This window comes from Actinomadura sp. 3N407, from assembly GCF_052245875.1.
GTDB lineage: Bacteria > Actinomycetota > Actinomycetes > Streptosporangiales > Streptosporangiaceae > Spirillospora.
Genome location: NZ_JBQQBP010000004.1, coordinates 109,559 through 129,186 on the forward strand (window position 1 = coordinate 109,559; position 19,628 = coordinate 129,186).

24 protein-coding genes are annotated in these 19,628 nt (G+C 70.0%); 16 read left to right on the forward strand and 8 right to left on the reverse strand.

Annotation, left to right across the window (positions count from 1 at the left end):
• Positions 1-30: 30 nt before the first annotated feature.
• Entirely contained in the window at positions 31-1,080 is a 1,050-nt protein-coding gene (locus tag ACTWPP_RS11160; RefSeq protein ID WP_443104109.1) for a CU044_5270 family protein, read from the reverse strand.
• Positions 1,077-1,682 carry an RNA polymerase sigma factor gene (locus ACTWPP_RS11165; protein ID WP_443104110.1) on the reverse strand — a complete coding sequence of 202 codons (606 nt, stop codon included), beginning with the start codon at positions 1,680-1,682 and terminating at the stop codon, positions 1,077-1,079. The genes ACTWPP_RS11160 and ACTWPP_RS11165 overlap by 4 nt, the downstream gene beginning before the upstream one ends.
• A 337-nt stretch (positions 1,683-2,019) precedes the next feature.
• Here ACTWPP_RS11165 and ACTWPP_RS11170 point away from each other — a divergent pair, with 337 nt between their 5' ends.
• The gene (locus tag ACTWPP_RS11170; protein ID WP_443104111.1) at positions 2,020-2,769 is read left to right on the forward strand and encodes a polysaccharide deacetylase family protein; all 750 of its coding nucleotides are present in this window, start codon (positions 2,020-2,022) and stop codon (positions 2,767-2,769) included.
• Between the two features lie 85 nt (positions 2,770-2,854).
• Here ACTWPP_RS11170 and ACTWPP_RS11175 read toward each other — a convergent pair whose 3' ends face one another.
• Positions 2,855-3,106, reverse strand: a complete 252-nt coding sequence (locus ACTWPP_RS11175; protein ID WP_443104112.1) for a putative acetyltransferase — start codon at positions 3,104-3,106, stop codon at positions 2,855-2,857.
• A gap of 112 nt (positions 3,107-3,218) precedes the next feature.
• On the opposite strand from ACTWPP_RS11175, the gene fdxA reads away from it, so the two are divergent.
• The 9 genes from fdxA (at position 3,219) to ACTWPP_RS11220 (ending at position 10,049) form a co-directional block, all read left to right on the forward strand.
• Entirely contained in the window at positions 3,219-3,545 is a 327-nt protein-coding gene (gene fdxA, locus ACTWPP_RS11180) for a ferredoxin (RefSeq protein WP_141966697.1), read from the forward strand.
• A gap of 156 nt (positions 3,546-3,701) precedes the next feature.
• The gene (dapC, locus tag ACTWPP_RS11185) at positions 3,702-4,787 is read left to right on the forward strand and encodes a succinyldiaminopimelate transaminase (RefSeq protein WP_443104113.1); all 1,086 of its coding nucleotides are present in this window, start codon (positions 3,702-3,704) and stop codon (positions 4,785-4,787) included.
• 175 nt (positions 4,788-4,962) lie between these two features.
• Positions 4,963-5,577, forward strand: a complete 615-nt coding sequence (locus ACTWPP_RS11190; RefSeq protein ID WP_443104114.1) for a DUF4178 domain-containing protein — start codon at positions 4,963-4,965, stop codon at positions 5,575-5,577.
• Positions 5,578-5,579: 2 nt separating this feature from the next.
• Positions 5,580-6,086 (forward strand): DUF2617 family protein, encoded by a 507-nt coding sequence (locus tag ACTWPP_RS11195; RefSeq protein WP_443104115.1) that lies wholly within the window; start codon positions 5,580-5,582, stop codon positions 6,084-6,086.
• Positions 6,083-6,517: a DUF4247 domain-containing protein gene (locus tag ACTWPP_RS11200; RefSeq protein ID WP_443104116.1), complete on the forward strand. Its 435-nt coding sequence runs from the start codon at positions 6,083-6,085 to the stop codon at positions 6,515-6,517. Before ACTWPP_RS11195 ends, ACTWPP_RS11200 begins: the two co-directional genes overlap by 4 nt.
• Positions 6,518-6,527: 10 nt before the next feature.
• Positions 6,528-6,968 carry a DUF350 domain-containing protein gene (locus tag ACTWPP_RS11205; RefSeq protein ID WP_443104117.1) on the forward strand — a complete coding sequence of 147 codons (441 nt, stop codon included), beginning with the start codon at positions 6,528-6,530 and terminating at the stop codon, positions 6,966-6,968.
• Between the two features lie 137 nt (positions 6,969-7,105).
• The gene (locus tag ACTWPP_RS11210; protein WP_443104118.1) at positions 7,106-7,513 is read left to right on the forward strand and encodes a DUF4247 domain-containing protein; all 408 of its coding nucleotides are present in this window, start codon (positions 7,106-7,108) and stop codon (positions 7,511-7,513) included.
• Positions 7,510-8,445 (forward strand): hypothetical protein, encoded by a 936-nt coding sequence (locus ACTWPP_RS11215; RefSeq protein ID WP_443104119.1) that lies wholly within the window; start codon positions 7,510-7,512, stop codon positions 8,443-8,445. The genes ACTWPP_RS11210 and ACTWPP_RS11215 overlap by 4 nt, the downstream gene beginning before the upstream one ends.
• Entirely contained in the window at positions 8,442-10,049 is a 1,608-nt protein-coding gene (locus tag ACTWPP_RS11220; RefSeq protein ID WP_443104120.1) for a polyamine aminopropyltransferase, read from the forward strand. Before ACTWPP_RS11215 ends, ACTWPP_RS11220 begins: the two co-directional genes overlap by 4 nt.
• Before the next feature lie 4 nt (positions 10,050-10,053).
• Here ACTWPP_RS11220 and ACTWPP_RS11225 read toward each other — a convergent pair whose 3' ends face one another.
• Complete coding sequence (locus ACTWPP_RS11225) at positions 10,054-10,755, reverse strand: MerR family transcriptional regulator (RefSeq protein ID WP_443104121.1); 702 nt, start codon at positions 10,753-10,755, stop codon at positions 10,054-10,056.
• A 77-nt stretch (positions 10,756-10,832) separates the two neighbouring features.
• Between ACTWPP_RS11225 and ACTWPP_RS11230 the strand changes: the two genes are divergently transcribed.
• Positions 10,833-11,975 carry an acyl-CoA dehydrogenase family protein gene (locus ACTWPP_RS11230; protein WP_443104122.1) on the forward strand — a complete coding sequence of 381 codons (1,143 nt, stop codon included), beginning with the start codon at positions 10,833-10,835 and terminating at the stop codon, positions 11,973-11,975.
• A gap of 311 nt (positions 11,976-12,286) precedes the next feature.
• Here ACTWPP_RS11230 and ACTWPP_RS11235 read toward each other — a convergent pair whose 3' ends face one another.
• From ACTWPP_RS11235 to ACTWPP_RS11245, 3 genes are all read right to left on the reverse strand, one after another.
• Complete coding sequence (locus tag ACTWPP_RS11235) at positions 12,287-12,943, reverse strand: potassium channel family protein (protein ID WP_443104123.1); 657 nt, start codon at positions 12,941-12,943, stop codon at positions 12,287-12,289.
• Entirely contained in the window at positions 12,936-14,324 is a 1,389-nt protein-coding gene (locus ACTWPP_RS11240) for a TrkH family potassium uptake protein (protein WP_443104124.1), read from the reverse strand. The genes ACTWPP_RS11235 and ACTWPP_RS11240 overlap by 8 nt, the downstream gene beginning before the upstream one ends.
• Before the next feature lie 133 nt (positions 14,325-14,457).
• On the reverse strand, positions 14,458-14,832 hold the full coding sequence (locus ACTWPP_RS11245; protein ID WP_443104125.1) for a VOC family protein: 375 nt from the start codon (positions 14,830-14,832) through the stop codon (positions 14,458-14,460).
• A 143-nt stretch (positions 14,833-14,975) separates the two neighbouring features.
• Between ACTWPP_RS11245 and ACTWPP_RS11250 the strand changes: the two genes are divergently transcribed.
• Genes ACTWPP_RS11250 through ACTWPP_RS11260 form a run of 3 tightly spaced genes read left to right on the forward strand, consistent with a single transcriptional unit; the run spans position 14,976 to position 16,240 of the window.
• A complete protein-coding gene (locus tag ACTWPP_RS11250) occupies positions 14,976-15,431 on the forward strand; it encodes a GNAT family N-acetyltransferase (protein WP_443104126.1) in 456 nt (151 codons plus the stop codon).
• A 54-nt stretch (positions 15,432-15,485) separates the two neighbouring features.
• Positions 15,486-15,926, forward strand: a complete 441-nt coding sequence (locus ACTWPP_RS11255) for a hypothetical protein (protein ID WP_443104127.1) — start codon at positions 15,486-15,488, stop codon at positions 15,924-15,926.
• Positions 15,923-16,240 carry a hypothetical protein gene (locus ACTWPP_RS11260; RefSeq protein ID WP_443104128.1) on the forward strand — a complete coding sequence of 106 codons (318 nt, stop codon included), beginning with the start codon at positions 15,923-15,925 and terminating at the stop codon, positions 16,238-16,240. The genes ACTWPP_RS11255 and ACTWPP_RS11260 overlap by 4 nt, the downstream gene beginning before the upstream one ends.
• Before the next feature lie 188 nt (positions 16,241-16,428).
• On the opposite strand, the gene ACTWPP_RS11265 is transcribed toward ACTWPP_RS11260, so the two are convergent.
• Positions 16,429-16,803 carry a hypothetical protein gene (locus ACTWPP_RS11265; protein ID WP_443104129.1) on the reverse strand — a complete coding sequence of 125 codons (375 nt, stop codon included), beginning with the start codon at positions 16,801-16,803 and terminating at the stop codon, positions 16,429-16,431.
• A gap of 366 nt (positions 16,804-17,169) precedes the next feature.
• Here ACTWPP_RS11265 and ACTWPP_RS11270 point away from each other — a divergent pair, with 366 nt between their 5' ends.
• Complete coding sequence (locus ACTWPP_RS11270; protein WP_443104130.1) at positions 17,170-17,796, forward strand: dihydrofolate reductase family protein; 627 nt, start codon at positions 17,170-17,172, stop codon at positions 17,794-17,796.
• A 383-nt stretch (positions 17,797-18,179) separates the two neighbouring features.
• A complete protein-coding gene (locus tag ACTWPP_RS11275; RefSeq protein WP_443104131.1) occupies positions 18,180-19,592 on the forward strand; it encodes a hypothetical protein in 1,413 nt (470 codons plus the stop codon).
• The last annotated feature ends 36 nt before the right edge of the window (positions 19,593-19,628 follow it).

Genomic DNA, 19,628 nt, shown 5'->3' on the forward strand with positions numbered 1-19,628 from the left:
GCCGGGCCCGCCCCCGGCGGGCCCGGCCGTTCATGGCCGCTGACCGGGGCGGCCGACGACACCCGACGCCTCCAGTGCCTGATCGATCATCACGGTTCCGGCGGGGACCGGACGCCGGGGGAACGGCAGCTCCCCGGCGGTGATGACACCCGACGCCTCCCGGGTCTGATCGATGACCGGACGCCGTACGGCGGGGGACGTCAGCTCCCTGGCGGCGATGACACGCATGCCCAGGTAGCGGTAGGACCCGGCCGTGAGCACGACCTCGTCGCGTATACCGTCGTCGGCCGTCCGGGTCACGGCCACCCCGCGCCGTCCCAGCGCGTCCTTCGCGCCCTGCCGAACCTGGACGCCGGGGAGCCGGCCGATGGCGCGGTACACGGCGGCGCGCCCGGACCGGGGGATGGACGGCTCGTTGGCCAGGAAGCCCGCGAGCCTCCTGAACACCCATTGGTCCAGGCCCTGGCCGTAGCCCTCGCCGCGCATCTCCGCGTCGTACTCGCGCGCCCGGGCCCGCATTCGCGTGACCAGGGCGGACGGATCGCCGGGCAGTGCGCGCAGATGGTCGTACCACTGCGCGGGCGTCCGCTCCTCGCTGTCCTCGTTCGTCTTGACCCAGTCCTCGTCCTCGACCTTGAGTTCCTTGCCGTTCGAGTAGCGGGCGGTCTTCAGGCCGTCGAACCGCGTCCAGCTCTCCTGGTGCACCTCGTGTTCGGGGGCCCTCGGGTCGGCCCGGCCGTGAAAGACCTTGGTGTAGACCCACTGGTGGTCCCCGGGACGGTGATCGGGCCGCGTCTCGACGATCTGGGCGGCGCGTTCCAGGAACACGGTGGCGCTCACCGGGCGCGCGGCGACCGGCGGCGGTCCGCCGCCGTCCGGGACGACGATCACCACCCCGGCGCCCAGTGCCGCGACGGCGGTGCCCGCCACCGCGAGCCTCCGGACCGGCATCCGCCGCACCGGCGTCCGCCGCCGTCCCGCGGCGGACCGCAGGAGCCGCTCGCGGCCCGGTGCCAGACGATCACGGCCGGGCGCCCGGACCTCGTCGCGGAACGCGCGGAGCTCTTCCAGGTCGTTCATTCGGTCCCCTCCTGGACTTGGGTCGGGTCGATTCCGCCCAGCGCCTCGCGTACCTTCCGGCGGGCCCGGTTCAGCCGGGACCGCACCGTCCCGACCGGAATGGACAGCGCCTCGGCGACCTGCTCGTACGACAGGTCCGCCCAGGCGATGAGCAGCAGGACGTCCCGGTCGCCCGGGGACAGGCGCGCCAGGGCGCCCGCGAGGTCCCGTGCGGAGGCCGCCGCGCTCAACCGCGCGTCCACCCGGTCCATGGAGTCGGCCACCGGATCGACGCCCGTCCGGGCCAGCGCCCGCAGCATCCGCGTCTCCGACCTCCGCTGCTTGCCGATCAGGTTCGCCGCGATCCCGTACAGCCAGGGACGGGCGTCCGACCGGCCGGGGTCGTAGCGCCGCCGCTGCCGGAAGGCCGCCAGGAACGTCTCCGCGACCAGGTCGTCCGCCGCCTGGTCGCCGAGCCGCCTGGCGACGTACCGGTGGATGGACGGCGCATGCCGGTCGTAGAGAACCGCGAAGACCTCGGGTTCGTCCCGCGACCGTTCGATCAGGGAGGCATCGTCCTCCGGCGCGGCCACCGTCGGCGCGTCCCGTGGACTGGCGGTCATACGGCTCCGTCCGGCTGCGGTTCCCCGTGCGAGGCGCCGCACGGCACCCCGTCTTCACCCGAACCCCCGCGGAGGGTTCACGCTCCCTTGGGACGGCACCCCGGTCGTCGTCGGGGACGAGAGGTTCTGCATGATGGTGAGGTGTTCCCGCGGTCAAGGACGATCTTGACGTTACGGACCTTTGTGACGTGTGTTGCCAGTGTGGCGGAGGGTATGAAGCCGCCTGAGGCAACACGTTCGGGGGTACGTGGTGCGGATCTGGAATCTCATCATTGTTGGTGGCTTATTGCTGCTCGTCGCCGGATGCGGGCAGGGCGCGAAGAAACCGGCGCGGACCGTGAGAGAGCCCGCGGCCGCCGTGCCCGGCGGGACGGCGGAGGAGCCCCGGCGGCCCGCCGAGCCGCCTCCGCCCAGGAAGATCGACTGTGGCCGGGAGAAGTGCGTCTCGCTGACGTTCGACGACGGCCCGGGGCCCTACACCGAGCGGCTGCTGGACACGCTGAAGGCGGGCGGTGTGCGCGCCACGTTCTTCCTGCTGGGCGAGAACGTCCACGGTCATCGGGACGTGGTGCGGCGGATGGCGCTGGACGGGCACGAGGTCGCCAACCACACCTGGTCGCACCCGGACCTCACCGAGCTGCCGGCCGCGAGTGTGCGGTCGCAGATCCGGCGGACGCAGAAGGCCATCGAGGACGCGTCGGGGGTCGAGCCCACGCTGGTGCGGCCGCCGTACGGGGCGACGGACGAGCGGGTGGGACGCGCCGCCGGCATGCCGCAGATCCTGTGGAGCGTGGACACCAAGGACTGGCTCTACCGGAGCGTCAGCCGCGGCGCCAGGGTCGGTATCAACCAGCCTGATCGCGGCGACATCATCCTGTATCACGACACCCACAAGCCGAGCGTCGACTGCATTCCGAAGGTCGTGGACGGGCTGAGGAAGCGCGGGTTCACGTTCGTCACCGTGTCGGAGCTGTTCCGGGGCGAGCGACTCGAACCCGGTGAGGTCTACACCGAGGGCACCCCGGAGGCCGAGCTGGTCGCGGCGAGCCCGCCGCCGCCCGGGACACCCGCCGGCCCGCCACGGTAGCCGGTTCCCGCCCGCCGCCGGAGACGCGGGACGGGTCACGCGGCGCGTACCGGTCAGGTGCGGGGCCGGTCGGGTGGAGTGGCGGTCAGGTGCGGGGCCTGCGGCGCGGGGGAGGCTGCGGCGGGACGACCTTGGCCGCGACCATGATCTCCTCGGGGACTTCGACGAGTTCACCGTCGCGGCGGCGCACCGAGAGCGTGTTGCCGGACCAGGATTCGAGTACGCCGACCACGTCGCTGTACTCTCCCGTTGGCAGACGGCGGCGCAGCGAGATCCGCTGCCCCACGTCCGCGCGACTGATGGAGACCACCAGGCGCGCGGCGAAGCGGCCTGACATGTAGGGACCCCCGTGTCGAATCGACGGCGCCGTGGTGGCCATACTATTCACAGCGAGCTTGCGGTGAGCCGTGACGTGCGGCGGGACCGGAAACCCGAGAGGAGTCACTGACGTGACCTACGTCATCGCGCAGCCCTGCGTGGATCTGCTCGACAAGGCATGCATCGAGGAGTGCCCGGTCGACTGCATCTACGAGGGCAAGCGCATGCTCTACATCCACCCGGATGAGTGCGTCGACTGCGGTGCGTGCGAGCCGGTTTGCCCGGTTGAGGCGATCTACTACGAGGACGACACGCCTGAGCAGTGGAAGGACTTCTACAAGGCCAACGTGGAGTTCTTCGACGACCTCGGATCGCCGGGCGGGGCGTCCAAGGTCGGGAAGATCGACAAGGATCACCCGATCGTCGCCGCGCTGCCTCCGCAGAGCCACGACGACTGACGGACGGCGCGCGGAGCCTCGGACGCCCCCCGGTGGGGGCGCGGACCCAGGGGCGGCCTGCGCCGATTTCGGGGCCGTGGCCTGCCACATTCTGTGGAGGGCCGCGGCCTCGCGGGTTTCCGAGTGACCCGTGGGTCTCTAGTTGAGGGGTGGGACGTGTTCACGCTGCCGGACTTTCCGTGGGACCGGCTGGCGCCGTACAAGGAACGGGCGCTGGCGCACCCGGGCGGCATCGCCGACCTGTCGGTCGGGACGCCGGTGGACCCCACCCCCGAGCCGATCCGGGCGGCGCTGGCCGGCGCGGCGGACGCGCCCGGATATCCGCAGACCTACGGGACGCCGCGGCTGCGCGAGTCGGTCGCGGGGTGGCTGCGGCGCCGCGCCGGCGTGTCGGGCGCCGACCCGGACGCGGTGCTCCCGGTCATCGGCACCAAGGAACTGGTGGCCTGGCTGCCGACGCTGCTCGGTGCCGGTCCCGGCGACCGGGTCGTCTTCCCGGAGCTGGCCTACCCGACCTATGACGTGGGCGCCCGGCTGGCCGGGGCGACGCCCGTCGCGACGGACGGGCTGCTCGCCCTCGGCCCCGTCACGCCCAAGATCGTGTGGGTGAACTCGCCGTCCAACCCGACCGGCAAGGTGCTGCCCGCCGAGCACCTGCGCAAGGTCGTCGCGTGGGCGCGCGGCCGCGGCGCGGTCGTCGTCAGCGACGAGTGCTACCTGGAGTTCGGCTGGGACGAGGACAGGCCGCCGGTCTCGATCCTGCATCCGGACGTGTGCGAGGGGTCCCACGAGGGACTGCTCGCCGTCAACTCCCTGTCCAAGCGGTCCAACATGGCCGGCTACCGCGCCGGGTTCGTCACGGGCGACATCGCGCTCGTCAAGCGGCTGCTGGAGGTCCGCAAGCACGCGGGGATGATCGTCCCCGGTCCGGTGCAGGCGGCGATGGCGGTGGCGTTCGACGACGACGCGCACGTGGACGAGCAGCGGGAGCGTTACGCGCGCCGCCGCGCCGCGCTGCGCGCCGCGTTCGAGGGGCACGGCTTCCGCGTCGACCACTCCGAGGCGTCCCTGTACCTGTGGGCCACGCGGGACGAGCCGTGCTGGGACACCGTCGCGCATCTGGCGTCCCTCGGCGTCCTCGTCGGGCCCGGCGAGTTCTACGGCCCGGCCGGGGCCCGGCACATCAGGGTCGCGTTCACCGCCACCGACGAGCGTGTCGCCGCCGCCGTCGGCCGTCTCTGACGCCCGGGACGCGCCGCCGGTACGAGTCGGCGTCGGTTGTGTGCCGGTTCATTATTTTTCGCATGCAACCGACTGTTCTTTTGATACGTCTGAACGCGGTGTGGGCTTGGAGGACCACAGTCGGTAGGATCCGCAGGTCTCTGACCGGGGCGTGCACGAAACGATGGAGGTGTCCGTGAGCGGAACGGCGATAGTGATCCTGCTCGTCCTGATCCTGGTCGCCCTGATCGTGCTGATCTTCGTCCTGCTGCGGCGCCGTCAGGCCCCGGCCCCCGCCGCGCCGCCCGCCCCGCGTGACCCGTTCGCCGCCGAGGACCAGGTGGCCGGCGACCCGCGGACGCTGAAGGCGGGGGACATGGTCGAGTATCTCGGCGTCCGCTACTTCGTGCGCGGTTCGGTGCGGCTGCGCGAGGGCGGCTTCACCTGGAGCGAGCATCTGCTGGACGCCGACACCATCGAGGGCACCAAGGTGTGGATCTCCGTAGAGGAGGACCCCGACCTGGAGGTCGTCTGGTGGACCGAGCACGACATCGGCGACATGACGCCCAGTGAACGGACCATCGTCGTGGACGGCGTGGAGTACCGCCGCGACGAGCACGGGACGGCCGACTACACCAGCGAGGGCACGACCGGCGTCGGCGTCCAGGGGCGGGTCGAGTACGTCGACTACGAGGGCCCGCGCGGGAAGTACCTGTCGTTCGAGCAGTACGGCGGCGGGCAGTGGGAGGCGGGCCTCGGCGAACGCGTCCCGACCGGGTCCATGACGATCTACCCGGGCGGCGGTGCCTGACGTTGCGGGCCTCCCTCGACACCCCCTACGCGGACGCGCGCGCCGACGCGCTCTCGTTCGCGCTCGGTCTCCCACCCCTGGACGCCCTCGCCGTCCTGCCCGTCGAGCGCGCGGACATGACCGTGGAGTTGCGGCTGCTCGGCGCGTCCCACCAGGTCATCGCCGGGCCGCTCAGCGAGACGGTGGCGTGCCTGCCCGGCGACGCCGAGCCGCTGCCCGGACGCGCCAGCACCAGCGTGCCCGGCTGGACCTACGAGTTCGCCGCGACGACGGCCGCCCACAGCGACGACACGGCGTTCGCCCGTGCCGTCGAGGCGGTCTGCGCACGGCTTGCGGACCGCGGTGACGCGCTGACCGGGGCCTTTCCCGGCTCGCGCCACGCCGTGACCGCCCTCGCATTGGAGAACCACGCATTGGAGGACAGCGGGATCGGCTGGCGGACGTGGCATGCCTACCCGCAGACCCGGGAGATCGTGATGACGCGGAGCCGGCTGGTGAGACCATCGTGAACAGCAGACACCGGATGATCGGCGGCGTGCTCGCCGTCGTCCTGACCGTCCCGGCGCTCGGGGGCTGCGGCACCTCGAACCGGGAGTGGATCGGCGACAAGTACAACAGAACCGGGCCGGACACCTACCGGTCCTCGAAGGCTCCGCAGGCGGTGGCCTCGGAGATCAGCCGCAAGTTCAAGCCGATCGACCGGGTGGACAACCTGGCGACCAGGGGCTCGACGGGCGGCATATTCCTGCAGTATCCGAAGCTGGTCGTCGGCGTCCTGCCCACCGGGTCGGGCAGCCGCATCACCGTCGACACTCCCCGCCGCGGCTACAGCCGCTACCACTCGCATGTCGGCGGAGTCTGGCGGAGCCCGGGCAGCAACGGATGGACCAGCAGCGGCGTCGCCTCGTTCCGCGGCGGCGGACCAGGGTCGGGTAAATGAGGAGCGATAGATGAACGACGACATCCTGCACGAGATCGGCGCCACCTTCGCCTACGGCGCCGTCGGCATCGCCCTGATGGCGCTCGGCTACCTGGTGGTGGAGGTGACCACCCCCGGCCGGCTCGGCAAGCAGATCTGGACCGAGGCGAACAAGGGCGCCGCGCTGCTGCTGGCGGTCAAGCTGTTCAGCGTCGGCGTGATCGTCACCACCGCGATCGTCACCAGTGACAGCGACCTGAGCGACGGCCTGGTCGACACCGCGGTCTTCGGCGGCATCGGCATCGTGCTGATGGTCATCGCGTTCCTGCTGCTGGACGTGATGACGCCCGGCAAGCTCGGCGCGACGCTCGTGGACGTGGACGGCACGGGCAAGCAGATCCACCCGGCCGGCTGGGTGGTCGCCGCCGCCGACCTCGGTGTCGCCGCGATCGTCGCCGGAGCGGTCTCCTGACCCGTCGGGTCTTCTGACCCGCCCCCAAGGACCAGGCCGCCCACACCCCCCACATGATGCGGGGTCCCGCCGCGACGCGGGCCCCCGCATGATGCGGGCCCACTGGTGAGAAAGCGATGACAACAAAACGCCGCAGCATGAAGGGATCTCTGATCGGTGCGGGGCTGCTGGCCTCGTTCGGTGTGATGATCCTGCTGATCGCGATGTTCGCGGGGAGGACCTCCCCCCGCGGCGACATCGCCGACGACTATCGGAAAGTATCGGACGGCACGTACTCGTCGTCGAAGACGCCCCTGGCAGTGGCCCAGGAGATCACCGAGAAGCACAAGACGGACGAACGCGTTTACACTCCCAACGGCATCTACCTGCGCTACCACAACGCGGTCGTCGGGATCCTGCCCGCCGCCGGCGGCTCCCGGATCACCCTGGACACCCCCGCACGCGGCTACGCCCGCTACCACTCCGCCGTCGGCGGGACGTGGGGCGGGCCCGGCGGCAAGGTGTCGTCCTTCCGCGGCGGCGGCCCCGGAGGAGGAGGCAAATGACCGAGGGTGACGGCAAGGGAGGTCCGGCGCAGAGGCCCGCCGGGAACGGTCCGGGCCCCAAGCCGGATCCCGCCGCCCAGCGCCAGGCGAAGGTACAGGGGTGGGGCTGTGTCACCCTGATCGCCCTCCTCGTCGTCGGCGGGATCCTGTGGGGCCTGTACGACGAGGGCGTCTTCGACAAGAAGGCGGCGAAGGACGCGCCGATCTTCGGGCCGCAGCAGACGGGACGGCTCGTCGAGCAGCTCTCCACGGCGGCCGACGCGCAGGGCATCTGCTACGGGTGGGTGATCGACTCCGATCGGAACTACGAGATCAAGCAGGTGACGCCGTCCTATCCCGGAACGTTCCGTCCCCACCCGCCTCCCGCCTCCGCGACCACACCCATGCCCACCCCCACGCGGGGCGGGCACTTCTCCGCGGAGGAGGAGATCGACTACGACCTGAGGAAACTGGACGACCGGGGCGTCGAGTTCGGGTCCAACCTCGGCCCGGGCAAGGACCCGCGCCAGGTGCCCGGCCAGTGCGCGAAGTGGGTGGTCCTCGAAGCCCGCTACAGCTACTCGTCGTCGTACAACGAGTATTCGTTCGGCAGGTTCGAGATCAAGAGCAGTTTCGACGAGCCGTTCCGGGAGACCACGTTCGAGCGCCGGCTCGGGCAGGTCGGTGAGGACGACATCGACGGCGAGTACGGGACCGCCAGGCTGCGGGACGCCATCGGCGCGCTGCCGATGCTGGTCGCGGCGGAGGGCCTGGCCCCGCCGGTCCCCGCGCAGGCCCGGCAGGCGGCGCAGGCACCCCCGAACGACAAGCTGTCGGAATCCTCCGTCACCACGCGCAACGTCTGGGCGGTGATCGGGATCGGGCTGATCGCCGTCGCGTTCGTGGTGCTCGTGGTCGGCGCCGTGCGCAGCCTCCGGAGAAGCGGTTCATGACGGAGGACACGGCCGTGAAGGCGGAGCCGGGGCACGCCACCGAGGCGATCCCGGCTCCGCTGAGCATCCCGGCGCGCATCGCGCGCTCCCTGGTGCTCGCGGCCGTGTTCACCTGCGCCGCCTGCGGTCTGGTGTACGAGCTGGCGCTGGTGGCCCTCGGCAGCTACCTGATGGGCAACTCGGTCACCCAGGCGTCGATCGTGCTGTCGGTCATGGTCTTCGCGATGGGCGTCGGGTCGCTGCTCGCCAAGCCGCTGCGGCGCTGGCCGGTGGCGGCGTTCGCGATCGTGGAGGGCGCGCTGGCGCTGATCGGCGGGCTTTCGGTGCTGGCGCTGTACGCGGCGTTCGCGTGGCTGAGCCTGTACAACCCGGCGCTGATCGTGGTGGCGTTCCTGGTCGGGGCGCTGATCGGCGCTGAGCTGCCGCTGCTGATGACGCTGCTGCAGCGGATCCGGCGGCAGGAGGCGGGGGCCGCGGTCGCCGACCTGTTCGCCGCCGACTACGTGGGCGCGCTGATCGGCGGGCTCGCGTTCCCGTTCTTCCTGCTGCCGCTCTTCGGGCACATCAGGGGCGCGCTGCTGGTCGGCGCGGTCAACGTGGTGGCGGGGATGGCGGTGGTGCTGTGGCTGTTCCGCCGGGAGGTCGGCCGCGGTATGAAGGCCGCGCTCTGGACGGGCATGGCGGTCGTGCTGGTGGTGCTCGGCGGCACCTACGCCCTGGCCGACGAGTTCGAGGTCTCCGCACGCCAGGTGCTGTACCGGGACCCGATCGTGCTGTCCGAGCGGACCCCGTACCAGGAGATCGTCATCACGAGGCAGGTCTCGCTGTCGGGCCGTCCCGACGTGCGGCTGTTCCTGAACGGCGACCTCCAGTTCTCCTCCGTGGATGAGTACCGGTACCACGAGTCGCTCGTCCACCCGATCATGTCCGGGCCGCACGGCCGGGTCCTCATCCTCGGCGGCGGTGACGGGCTCGCGCTGCGCGAGGTGCTGCGCTACAAGAGCGTCCGGAGCGCGACCCTCGTCGAACTGGACCCGGAAGTGCTGAACCTCGCCCGCACCTACGCGCCTCTCGCGTCCCTCAACGAGCACTCGTTCGAGGATCCGCGCGTCAAGACCGTCGCGGCCGACGCGTTCTCGTGGCTGCGCGGCCTGAACGAGCGGTTCGACACGATCATCGTGGACATGCCCGATCCCGACGACGTCGCCACCGCCAAGCTGTACTCGGTCGAGTTCTACGGCATGGTGAAACGGATACTCGCGCCGGGCGGCCGGATGGTCGTCCAGTCGGGTTCGCCGTACTTCGCGCCGAAGTCGTTCTGGAGCATCGAGAAGTCCATCGCCGCGGCGGGTCTCGCGACGGTTCCCTACCACGTGGACGTGCCGAGCTTCGGTGACTGGGGCTACGTCATGGCGTCCCCGACGGACAAGCCGCCGGCGCTGAAGCTGGCGCCGGACGTCCCGAACCTCCGCTTCCTCGACGAGGCGCTCCTCCAGGCGTCGGCCGTCTTCCCCAAGGACCGCCGGAGCCGCGACGTGGAGGTCAACTCTCTCGTCCACCCGCGCCTGGTCGAGTACCAGAAGCAGGAGTGGAAGGACGCCTGAGCGTTCAGTCCGGAACCGACTGCCGGATGGCCTTGTCGACCGCCCGCTGGAACGACGTGACCAGCGACTGGATCATCAGGGGTTTCAATCTCCCGGCCAGCTCCGTCAGCCGTTCCCGCTCGTCCGGCGCGCGCCCGCCTTCCCGGTACGGCCGGACGACGGTGTCCTGGAAGACGTGCTGAAGCTCGGCGGCCAGCGCGGTCGTGTGGCGGTCGACGGCCTCGTGCGAGGCGATCAGGGTGTCCAGCGGCATCGGCAGCGCGGCCAGTTCGGCGCTGATGCCGAGCAGCGCCGGGCTGACGACCCGCACGACCTCGTCCGAGACGAGTTCGACGACGCCCAGGGCCTCCAGCCGTTTGAGGACGTCGTCGTCGAGGTGCCGTCCGGCCCGCCGGTCCAGTTCGTGCCGGCCGATGTCCTCGGGACGTTCCGGTGCCCACGGGGACAGCAGCGCACGCTGCAGCGCGAGGTCTTCGGCCGGCGCGTCCAGCGGGATCTTCTGCAGATGCTTCTCGATCGAGGCGAGCGTCAGCCCGAGCGACTGAAGTTCCCGGACGAGTTCCAGCCGCGCCAGGTGGTCCTCGCCGTACAGGCCGGTCCTGCCGCGCAGCTTCGGGGGCGGAAGCAGGCCGCGCCCGGCGTAGAACCGCACGGTCCGGACGGTGACCCCGGCGCGTGAGGCCAGCTCGTCGACGGTGAGTTCCATCCCGCCTCCCTCTATGTGACAGTGCCAGTGTTACATTAATCCTGTATCAGCAAGCACTTACCGAGGGAGACCGCCGGATGGGACGGGATATCTACACCGACGAGCACGAGGCGTTCCGCGACATGGTGCGCTCCTTCATCGAGAAGGAGGCGGCCCCGTACCACGAGCAGTGGGAGAAGGACGGGGTCGTCTCGCGCGAGGTGTGGCTGGCGGCCGGACGCGCGGGCCTGCTCGGCATCGACATGCCCGAGGAGTACGGCGGCGGCGGCAACTCCGACTACCGCTATTACGTGATCTTCAATGAGGAGCTGGCGAAGGCCGGCGTGCACGGCCCCGGCTTCGCCGTCCACAACGACATCAACGGCGGCTACCTGCGCCAGCTCTGCAATGACGAGCAGAAGGCCCGCTGGTTCCCCGGCTACTGCTCCGGCGAGATCATCACCGGTATCGCGATGACCGAGCCCGCCGCCGGCTCCGACCTGCAGGGCATCAAGGCCACCGCGATCAAGGACGGCGACGACTACGTCCTGAACGGCTCGAAGACCTTCATCTCCAACGGCATCCTCGCCGACCTGGTCATCGTCGTCGCCAAGACCGACCCGTCCGCCGGCGCGAAGGGCGTCAGCCTCCTCGCCGTCGAGCGCGGCATGGACGGCTTCGCACGCGGCCGCAACCTCGACAAGGTCGGCATGCACGCCCAGGACACCGCCGAGCTGTTCTTCGACAACGTCCGCGTCCCCAAGGAGAACCTCCTCGGCGAGGAGGGCATGGGTTTCATCTACCTGATGCAGAACCTCGCCCGCGAGCGCCTGTCCATCGGCGCCACCGCCCAGGCCGCCGCCGAGGTCGCGTTCGAGCAGACCCTCGAATACTGCAAGACCCGCGAGGCGTTCGGCCGCCCGATCGGCAAGTTCCAGCACAACCGCTTCACCCTCGCCGAGATGAAGACGGAGCTGACGGTCACCCGTGCCTTCACCGACGACTGCATCGTCAAGGAGGGCAGGGACGAGCTGTCCGCCGAAGAGGCCGCGATGCTCAAGTACTGGAACACCGAGCTCCTCAAGCGGGTCGTGGACCGCTGCGTCCAGCTCCACGGCGGCTACGGCTACATGACCGAGTACCCCATCGCCAAGGCCTACCAGGACGTCCGCATCCAGACCATCTTCGGCGGCACCACCGAGATCATGAAGGAGATCATCGGCCGCTCCCTCGGCGTCTGACCCCCGCGTCGCCGGAGCGGTCCGGGGGCCGCCCGCATGGGCGGCCCGGTCGTCAGCCTCAAACGGCGGCCTTGATGAGCGGCTCGATTCGCTTGGCGATGGCAGGGACGTCGTCGAGGACGTGCGTTGCGGTGTCCAAGACGGTCGCGAACAGTTCGTCCTCGGCCGCGGGATCGAATCGCGCGCCGTTGAGTTGAGGAAGACATCGGTTGCAGCGAAGGCGACCCGATTGTTGCCGTCGGTGAACGGGTGGGACGTGGTGAGCTAAGGCAGAAGCGCGGCGGCCTTCTCCAGGGGTGTGGGGGGCGCGCTCAGACGCGTTCGGCGAGGCGTTCGACCTTGTCGATGGGGCCGGCGATCAGGATGACATCGCCGTACTGCAGGATGGTGTCGGGCGTGGCGTAGGTGAACTGCTCGCCGACCGACTTCACGCACACGACCGTCACGCCGTGCTTGGCGCGCAGGCGTGTCTCCCCCAGGGGAGTGCCGACGAGCTCCTTCGGCGGGTGGGCCTTGACCAGGGCGAAGTCCCGGTCCACCTCGATGTAGTCGAGCATGCGGCCGCTGACCAGGTGGGCGACGCGTTCGCCCATGTCGTGCTCCGGGAGCACGATGTGATGGGCGCCGATCCGCTCCAGGATGCGTTTGTGCTGGTGGGTGACGGCCTTGGCCCAGATATCGTCGATCTCCAGCTCCGCTAGAAGCGAGGTCGTCAGGATGCTGGCCTCCAGGTCGCCGCCGATGGCGACCACGGCCCGGTAGAACTCGTCCACCCCGAGTTCACGGAGCGTGTCGATGTCGGTGGCGTCGGCGGTGATGACGTGGGTCAGCCGCCCGGACAGTGCCTGGACGATCTTCGGGCGGTTGTCGATGGCGAGCACCTCGGTGCCGCGCCGGGCCAGTTCCAGGGCGAGCGCGGAGCCGAACCGCCCCATGCCGATCACCACGACGGGGAGCTTCTCAGCCAACGATGGGTCTCTCCTCGGGCAATTCGTAGCGGCGGGTGCGTTCGCGGAGCGCGAGCGCGGTGGCGAAGGTGAGGGGGCCGATGCGGCCGACGAACATGAGCGCGACCAGGAGCAGGTGCCCGGCGGGCGGCAGTTCGGCGGTGATCCCCGTGGACAGGCCCACGGTACCGAATGCCGACACGACCTCGAAAAGCACGCGGTCCAGCGAATGGGAGGTCATCGTGAGCAGGACGAACGTCCCGGCGGTGACCATGCCGATGCCCAGCAGCACGATCGAGATCGCCTGACGCTGGGTGCCGTCCGGGAGCCTGCGGTGGCCCACGTTCACGCGCACCTCGCCGCGCATCTCGGCCCACAGCACGAATCCCAGCAGCCCGAACGTGGTGACCTTGATGCCCCCGGCCGTTCCGGCGCTGCCGCCGCCGATGAACATCAGCACGTCGGTGACCAGCCAGCTCTCGGGGCGCATCTGGGAGGTGTCGACGCTGCTGAGTCCGCCGCTGCGCGGCATCACCGCCATCATGAAGCCCCCCGGCATCCGGTCGGATTCGGGTAGTGCGCCCAGGGTGCCGGGATTGTTCCATTCGGCCGCCGACAGCACCAGCGTTCCGGCCGCCAGCAGCACCACCGTGGTGGCCAGCGTGACGCGCGTGAGTATCGACCAGTGCCGCGGCCGCCGCCACAGCCGGGCCAGCTCGAACACCACCGGGAAGCCGAGCCCGCCGACGATGACCGCCACGCAGACCGTCAGGATGATCCACGGATCATGCGCGAACCCGGCGAGGCTGTCGGGCCACAGCGTGAACCCGGCGTTGTTGAACGCCGAGACCGCGTGGAACACGCCCAGATAGGCGGCGCGGCCGGGCGACTCGCCATAGCCGACGAGCAGCCGCGTGGTGAGCACCACCGCCACCACTGCCTCGCACACCAGGCTGAAGACGACCACCCGCCGGACGACACGTCGCACATCGGCCATCCGCAGGGTCTTGGTCTCCACTTGGGCCGCCAGCCGTGCCCGGAGCCCCAGCCGTCCCGACAGCAGGATCGCGAACAGGGTCGCCAGCGTCATCAGCCCCAGCCCGCCCACCTGGGCCAGTCCCAGAATGACGAGTTCGCCGAACGTCGACCAGTGCGCACCCACGTCGTCGATGACCAGCCCGGTCACGCACACCGCCGACGTGGCCGCGAACAGCGCCTCCGTGAGGGAGGCCGAACCGGCGTCCGACGTGGCCACGGGCAGCGACAGCAGCAGCGTGCCTGTGAGGATCGTGACCAGGAACCCGGTGACCACGACCTGCGCCGGATGGTGGAAGCGCTCCAGCAGCGCCGTCCCCCACGGCTTCGACCACCGCCCCAGCTCACGCCGAAACAGCGCACACACCCCCGCCTCGATAAGCCACCCTGGGACATACCACCACACACCAGCGATCCGTAATGCCCGAATGGGATGTTATGGCGTTCGCGCGGTGGTCTGTCCCTGTAACCTTTCGGAGGCGGCGCCGCCCAGCGGGCGTTCAGCCGCCGTACGGGACGGTGAGGACCTCCATGGCATGCCCGCCGGGATCGGTGAAGTAGACGCCGCGTCCGCCGTCACGGGTGTTGATCTGCCCCGCGCCGGAGCCGTCGGGGTTGGCGTAGTAGCGGGCCCCGGACTCCTTGATCCTGGCGAAGATGCCGTCGAACTCCTCGTCCGGCACCAGGAAGGCGCAGTGGTGCGGGCGGAACCCGTCGGCGTCCATGAAGTCGAGCGTGACGCCGTTGCCGGTCGTCACCGGGATGAACGGACCGGCCGGGGCGCCCGTCTCCAGCCCGAGGACGCGTGCGAGGAACTCGGCGGAGGCCCGCTTGTCCTTCGCCGGGACGATGATGTGATCGAGCTGAACGGACATGCCCCCTCCTTCGGGCCCGGCCGATCCAGGCCCCTCACATCCAGCCTGCGTCCTCAACCTCGGTCGAGGTCAACCGCGACGTGCGCCGGGAGCGACCGGTAATTTGGCCGGGAACTCGCATGAGGACGTCGGAGGTGCCGGGTATGGAAGTCGTGGTCGATGATCTCTCCGGTCCCCGGATCGCCGAGTTCCTGGACGAGCACGTCCGGCAGATGCGCGCCATCACGCCGCCGGAGAGCAAGCACGCCCTCGACCTCGACGCTCTCCGCAGGCCAGAGGTCACGTTCTGGACCGTCATGGACGGCGAGGCCGTGGTGGGCTGTGGCGCGATCCAGCGGCTGGACGCGACCCACGCCGAGCTGAAGTCCATGCGCACGGCCACGGCGCGCAAGCGGAGCGGTATCGCGTCGCTCCTCATGGAGCACATCCTGGCGGAGGCGACCCGGATGGGCTTCACCCGGCTGAGCCTGGAAACCGGGTCGGCGGAGTTCTTCTCGCCGGCCCGGAAGCTCTACCAGAAGTTCGGATTCGAGTACTGCGAGCCGTTCGGCGACTACAAGCCCGACCCCCACAGCGTCTTCATGACGAGGGAACTGTAGGGCAGATCGGGAAAGTCGGTACGAAGCGCCGATCGTGATCGATAACGTGCCGGGATGAGCGAAGCGACCCCCCGCCATGTCCTGTGCGTGCTCGGCTCCGGTCTCCGCCTCGCGGAGATGGAACGGATCGCCGCCGGCTTCGGCGGTTTCGTCCTCGACCGCGAGTACTCGGAGACCGAACCCGACCCCCGGATGCCGGGCGCGTTCGAGGCCAGCATGGCGGCGGCGTCGTTCGACGAGGAGGACTGGGCCGCGGTGGAGTCCCACGACTCCGTCGGCTACCTGCTGTCCGCGCCGATGATGAAGGATCTGGCGGCGGACACGTCCCGGCGTCTGCTGGCGGCGACGGCCGCCCTGCTCCGCTCCGGTGCCGCCGCGGTGAAGAACGAGAGCAGCGGCATCACGCACGCCGGGACCGCTGGCTGGCGCTGGACGCCCAGGCGGCCGACTCCAAGGACGAAGACCTCGCCGGCGCGCTCGTCACCGCCTGGGTGAAGCGTCCGATCTACGACGGCGAGGTCCTCTACAGCTGCGGCATGCACCTGCTGGGCGCGCCCGAGGTGGAGATCGAAGTCGACGAGGAGCAGCTGACGGAGGACGGCGTTCCCGATCTGGTCGCGCACCTGGACGCGCTGGCGATCTACCTGCTGACCGATCCCCGCGCGCAGGAGATCGAGGACGGCGCCGGCTTCCGCATGACCGAGGACGCCCCCCGCCACGTCCTCCGCACCGGCCCCTGCACCCGCTACGACGAGGACGACCTGTTCTTCAACCCCTACGGCCACATCCGCCTGACCAGCCCGCAGTAAGGCGGCTGGACCCGCCGCGTCGACGACCTAGTCGTCTGGCGGTTGACCCTCATGGACAGGACGACCTTCGCCGGCCGCCAAGCCGCAGGAAGAGCCCTCTTCCCACAGCCGGGTTCACGAATGCGCTGGGAGCTCTGACGGTCCGTCACCTGTGGGGCCCGTCAGCCATGGTTAGCTCGTCGTCGGCGTCACCACGCGGACATGACGCTGAGGCCGTCGGCGGGCAGGGACGGGAGCGACTGTCCGCGCGTCACCGAGCCAAGCGCCTTGCCGGTGCAGTCCTTGCCCGAATACACCAGCAGGACGACCGGGATGCCCGCACCGCCGCCTCTATAGGTGTTGGCGACGGACCGCAGTGGGAACGGCGAGTCGATGCATCCGCCGCCCGGCCGGAACGTCGTGACCTTGCCCATGAACCCGGCCTCCGACCATCCGCACAGCGACGCGTCCGGGCAATCCGAGGGTCCCGGCGTGATCGACGCGGACGCCGGCGACACCGGCAACACCGCCGCCGCCGCCGTCACCGACGCGACCAGCGGGGCGCGAGCCAAGGTTCGCCACATGGGTGCACTCCTCCGTAGGCGTTATGGCCCCACAGGCTGACTCAGAACGCCGATGCGGTCCAGAACGCCGTGAAAGTTTCATGGTCGGGGTCGTCGTCTGAGGGACAGGAATCCGGCGCAGCCACCCCGGGAACCCTCCAGCTGTCGGATCGCCCACAACCGGCGTCCCAACAAATCTCGGAAGAAATCCCGGGGCGGTGTCGAATCCGGGCTGAGTCGTTCGTAGCAGGGGTGAGACGCCACCCACGAGGGGCGGCCCCGACCACAGGGGATTCGGCCGGACGGACTCTGCTGCGACCGATGAGATCGGTGCCGGTCCGGTCGGGTCGGACACCGGCCATAGCCAGCGAGAACGGAACCGCGACCATGAAACTGACGACCATCACGCACATCTCCGTCGACGGAGTGATGCAGGGACTCGGCGGGCCGAACGAGGACCGCAGGGGCGGATTCGAGCGCGGCGGATGGGCCTTGCCGCTGTTCGACAACGAGGCCGAGACTTTCCTCAGCCGGGTCTACCAGCGCGCCGACGCGTTCATGTTCGGCCGGCGGACCTACGAGATCTTCGCCGACTCCTGGGGGACCGGCTCCTGGGGAGCAGATCAGGGCAGGAACCCGATCTCAGTGGCGTTGAACACGCGGCCCAAGTACGTGGCATCGACGACGCTCACCGACCCGCGATGGGCGGACACGACCATCCTCTCCGGTGACGTCGCGGCCGCCATCCGCGAGCTGAAGGCCGAGCCGGGCGGCGAACTTCAGGTGCACGGCAGCGGCACCCTGGTCCGCTGGCTGCTCGACAACCGGCTCGTCGACGAGATCACCTTGCTCACCTATCCCGTGGTCGTCGGCCAGGGCACGCGGCTGTTCCCCGAGGCCGGCCCGGACACGGCACTTGACCTGGTCGACTCGCGAGCCACCTCGAACGGCGTGACGATCCAGGTCTACCGGCCCAGCGGGCGTCCGCAGTACGCACCCGCCACCACGACCTAGGTGCCGCGGCCCGCGAGTGGACGGGTGCGGGTTGCGGTGTGGACGGCCGGCACTGGTGACCGGCGGCGCGGACGCGGGAAGCCGTGCGGCGGCACCGGCCGGACGATGCGGCGGAGAGCTCGCCGAACTCGACGCCTACCCCACGCGCCCGGCCCGCCTCCTCGACGGCTGATCGGGGTGATCGGCCTCATTCCGCGGGACGGCCCTTTCTTGCCGAGGTCACAATTTTCAAGATCGAATTGTGTGAGATCCCAATTGCGGGGTGTTTCGTCCGGCATGTTCGGGGCTCAGGAAAGGGGCCAGAAAGGGGCCCGCTTTCTCAAGTCGCCACTTTGGGTCCGGGGGCCCTCGTGTTGCCGTAGGAGCACGGCCACGCTTCCCTCATGCTGCAGCGCACCAAGGGTTTTCGCCGCGTCGCCGATCGTGGGGCGAGCGCCGCGGAGTACGGTGCCGTGCTGTTGGTGGCGGCCGTGGTCGTCGGGGTTCTGGCCAGTTCGCCGGTCATGGGTACGGTGGCGAGCGAAACGAGTGACGCGCTCTGCAGGCTGTTCGGCGGAGAGTGCGAGTCCGGCACGCCTTCCGGGCCTCCGGCGCTGAGCGCCTGCACCGTCCATCAGGGCATCGACCAGTCGACCACGGGACGGAAGGTCATCCTCTTCGGTGACCAGGAATCACATACCGCGCAGGTGGACAACAACGCGGACGGGTCGATCGTGGTCACCACCAGCGACTCGTCGGGCTCGGGCATCGACATCGAGGCCGGGCTGGGCGGCCGGATCGGCGGGAGCGGCTGGGGGGTCAGCGTCGGCGGGGGCGTGCTGTGGACGGGAGAGAACCAGCAGCAGGTCACCGTCCAGAACGAGGACGAGCTGGAGGAGTACCGGGGACGGCTCCACAGCAGGGCGGCCGATTTGATCGACGATCACGGCGGGCTCTGGGAAATGATGGACGACGAGGACGCCATGGCCGAACTCGGGGACCTGCCGCTCCAGGTCGCCGACGAGATGGACCTCCCCGCGACGATCATCAATGCGGACGGCACCAACGCGTTCGTCGAGGTCGACGGGTCGGTGGGCAGCGACGCCGGCGACGCGGGACTGAGCGGCTCGCTCCGGCATGAGGAGAGCCGGCTGCTCGGCACCTCGGAGGCGATCGAACCCGGCGGGGACCGCGTCCGCGGCGAGTACTACGCGGCCACCGACACCGACACCGCGCGGCTCGGCGTGGAGGTGAGGCCCAGTCCCGTGGTGGGCGCGGGCCGGGAGGTCTCCTACGAACGGGTCAGCGGCAACGTGATCCATGTCGAGTACGACGACAACGGCGACCCGAAGCAGGTCACCGCGGTCAACACCAGCGAATGGCGCCTCGGGGTGGGCGGCTCGCTGGAGCTGGGGTTCGAGTCGGACCGGGGAAGCGGCGGGGCGGGCGGCGGCGTGCTGGTCGAGAACGGCGACGTCACCGTCAACACCACGACCATCGAGATCCCGCCGGATCAGCGCGGCGAGGTCGCCGATGATCTGCGCGCCATCTTCGACGGCGGTTTGGACGACCGCCTGCAGGGACGCCTCACCATCGCCGAACTCGCGGACGGTCCGAACGCCACGACCACGCGGCAGCATTACAACGCGACGGGCCAGACCGCGGAGGGCGGCGCCGAACTGGACCTGGTGATCGAATGGTTCGACTTCGGCTCCACCCACAGCGAGCGGAACATGAGCCTGGACGAGGCGCACTACCGCGACCCGGCCACCGGCGAGTGGCGGCGATGGTACTCATGCGAGCAGAGCGGGGACTGAGGCCCATGCCGCGACTGATCACGGCTGCGGTCGCCG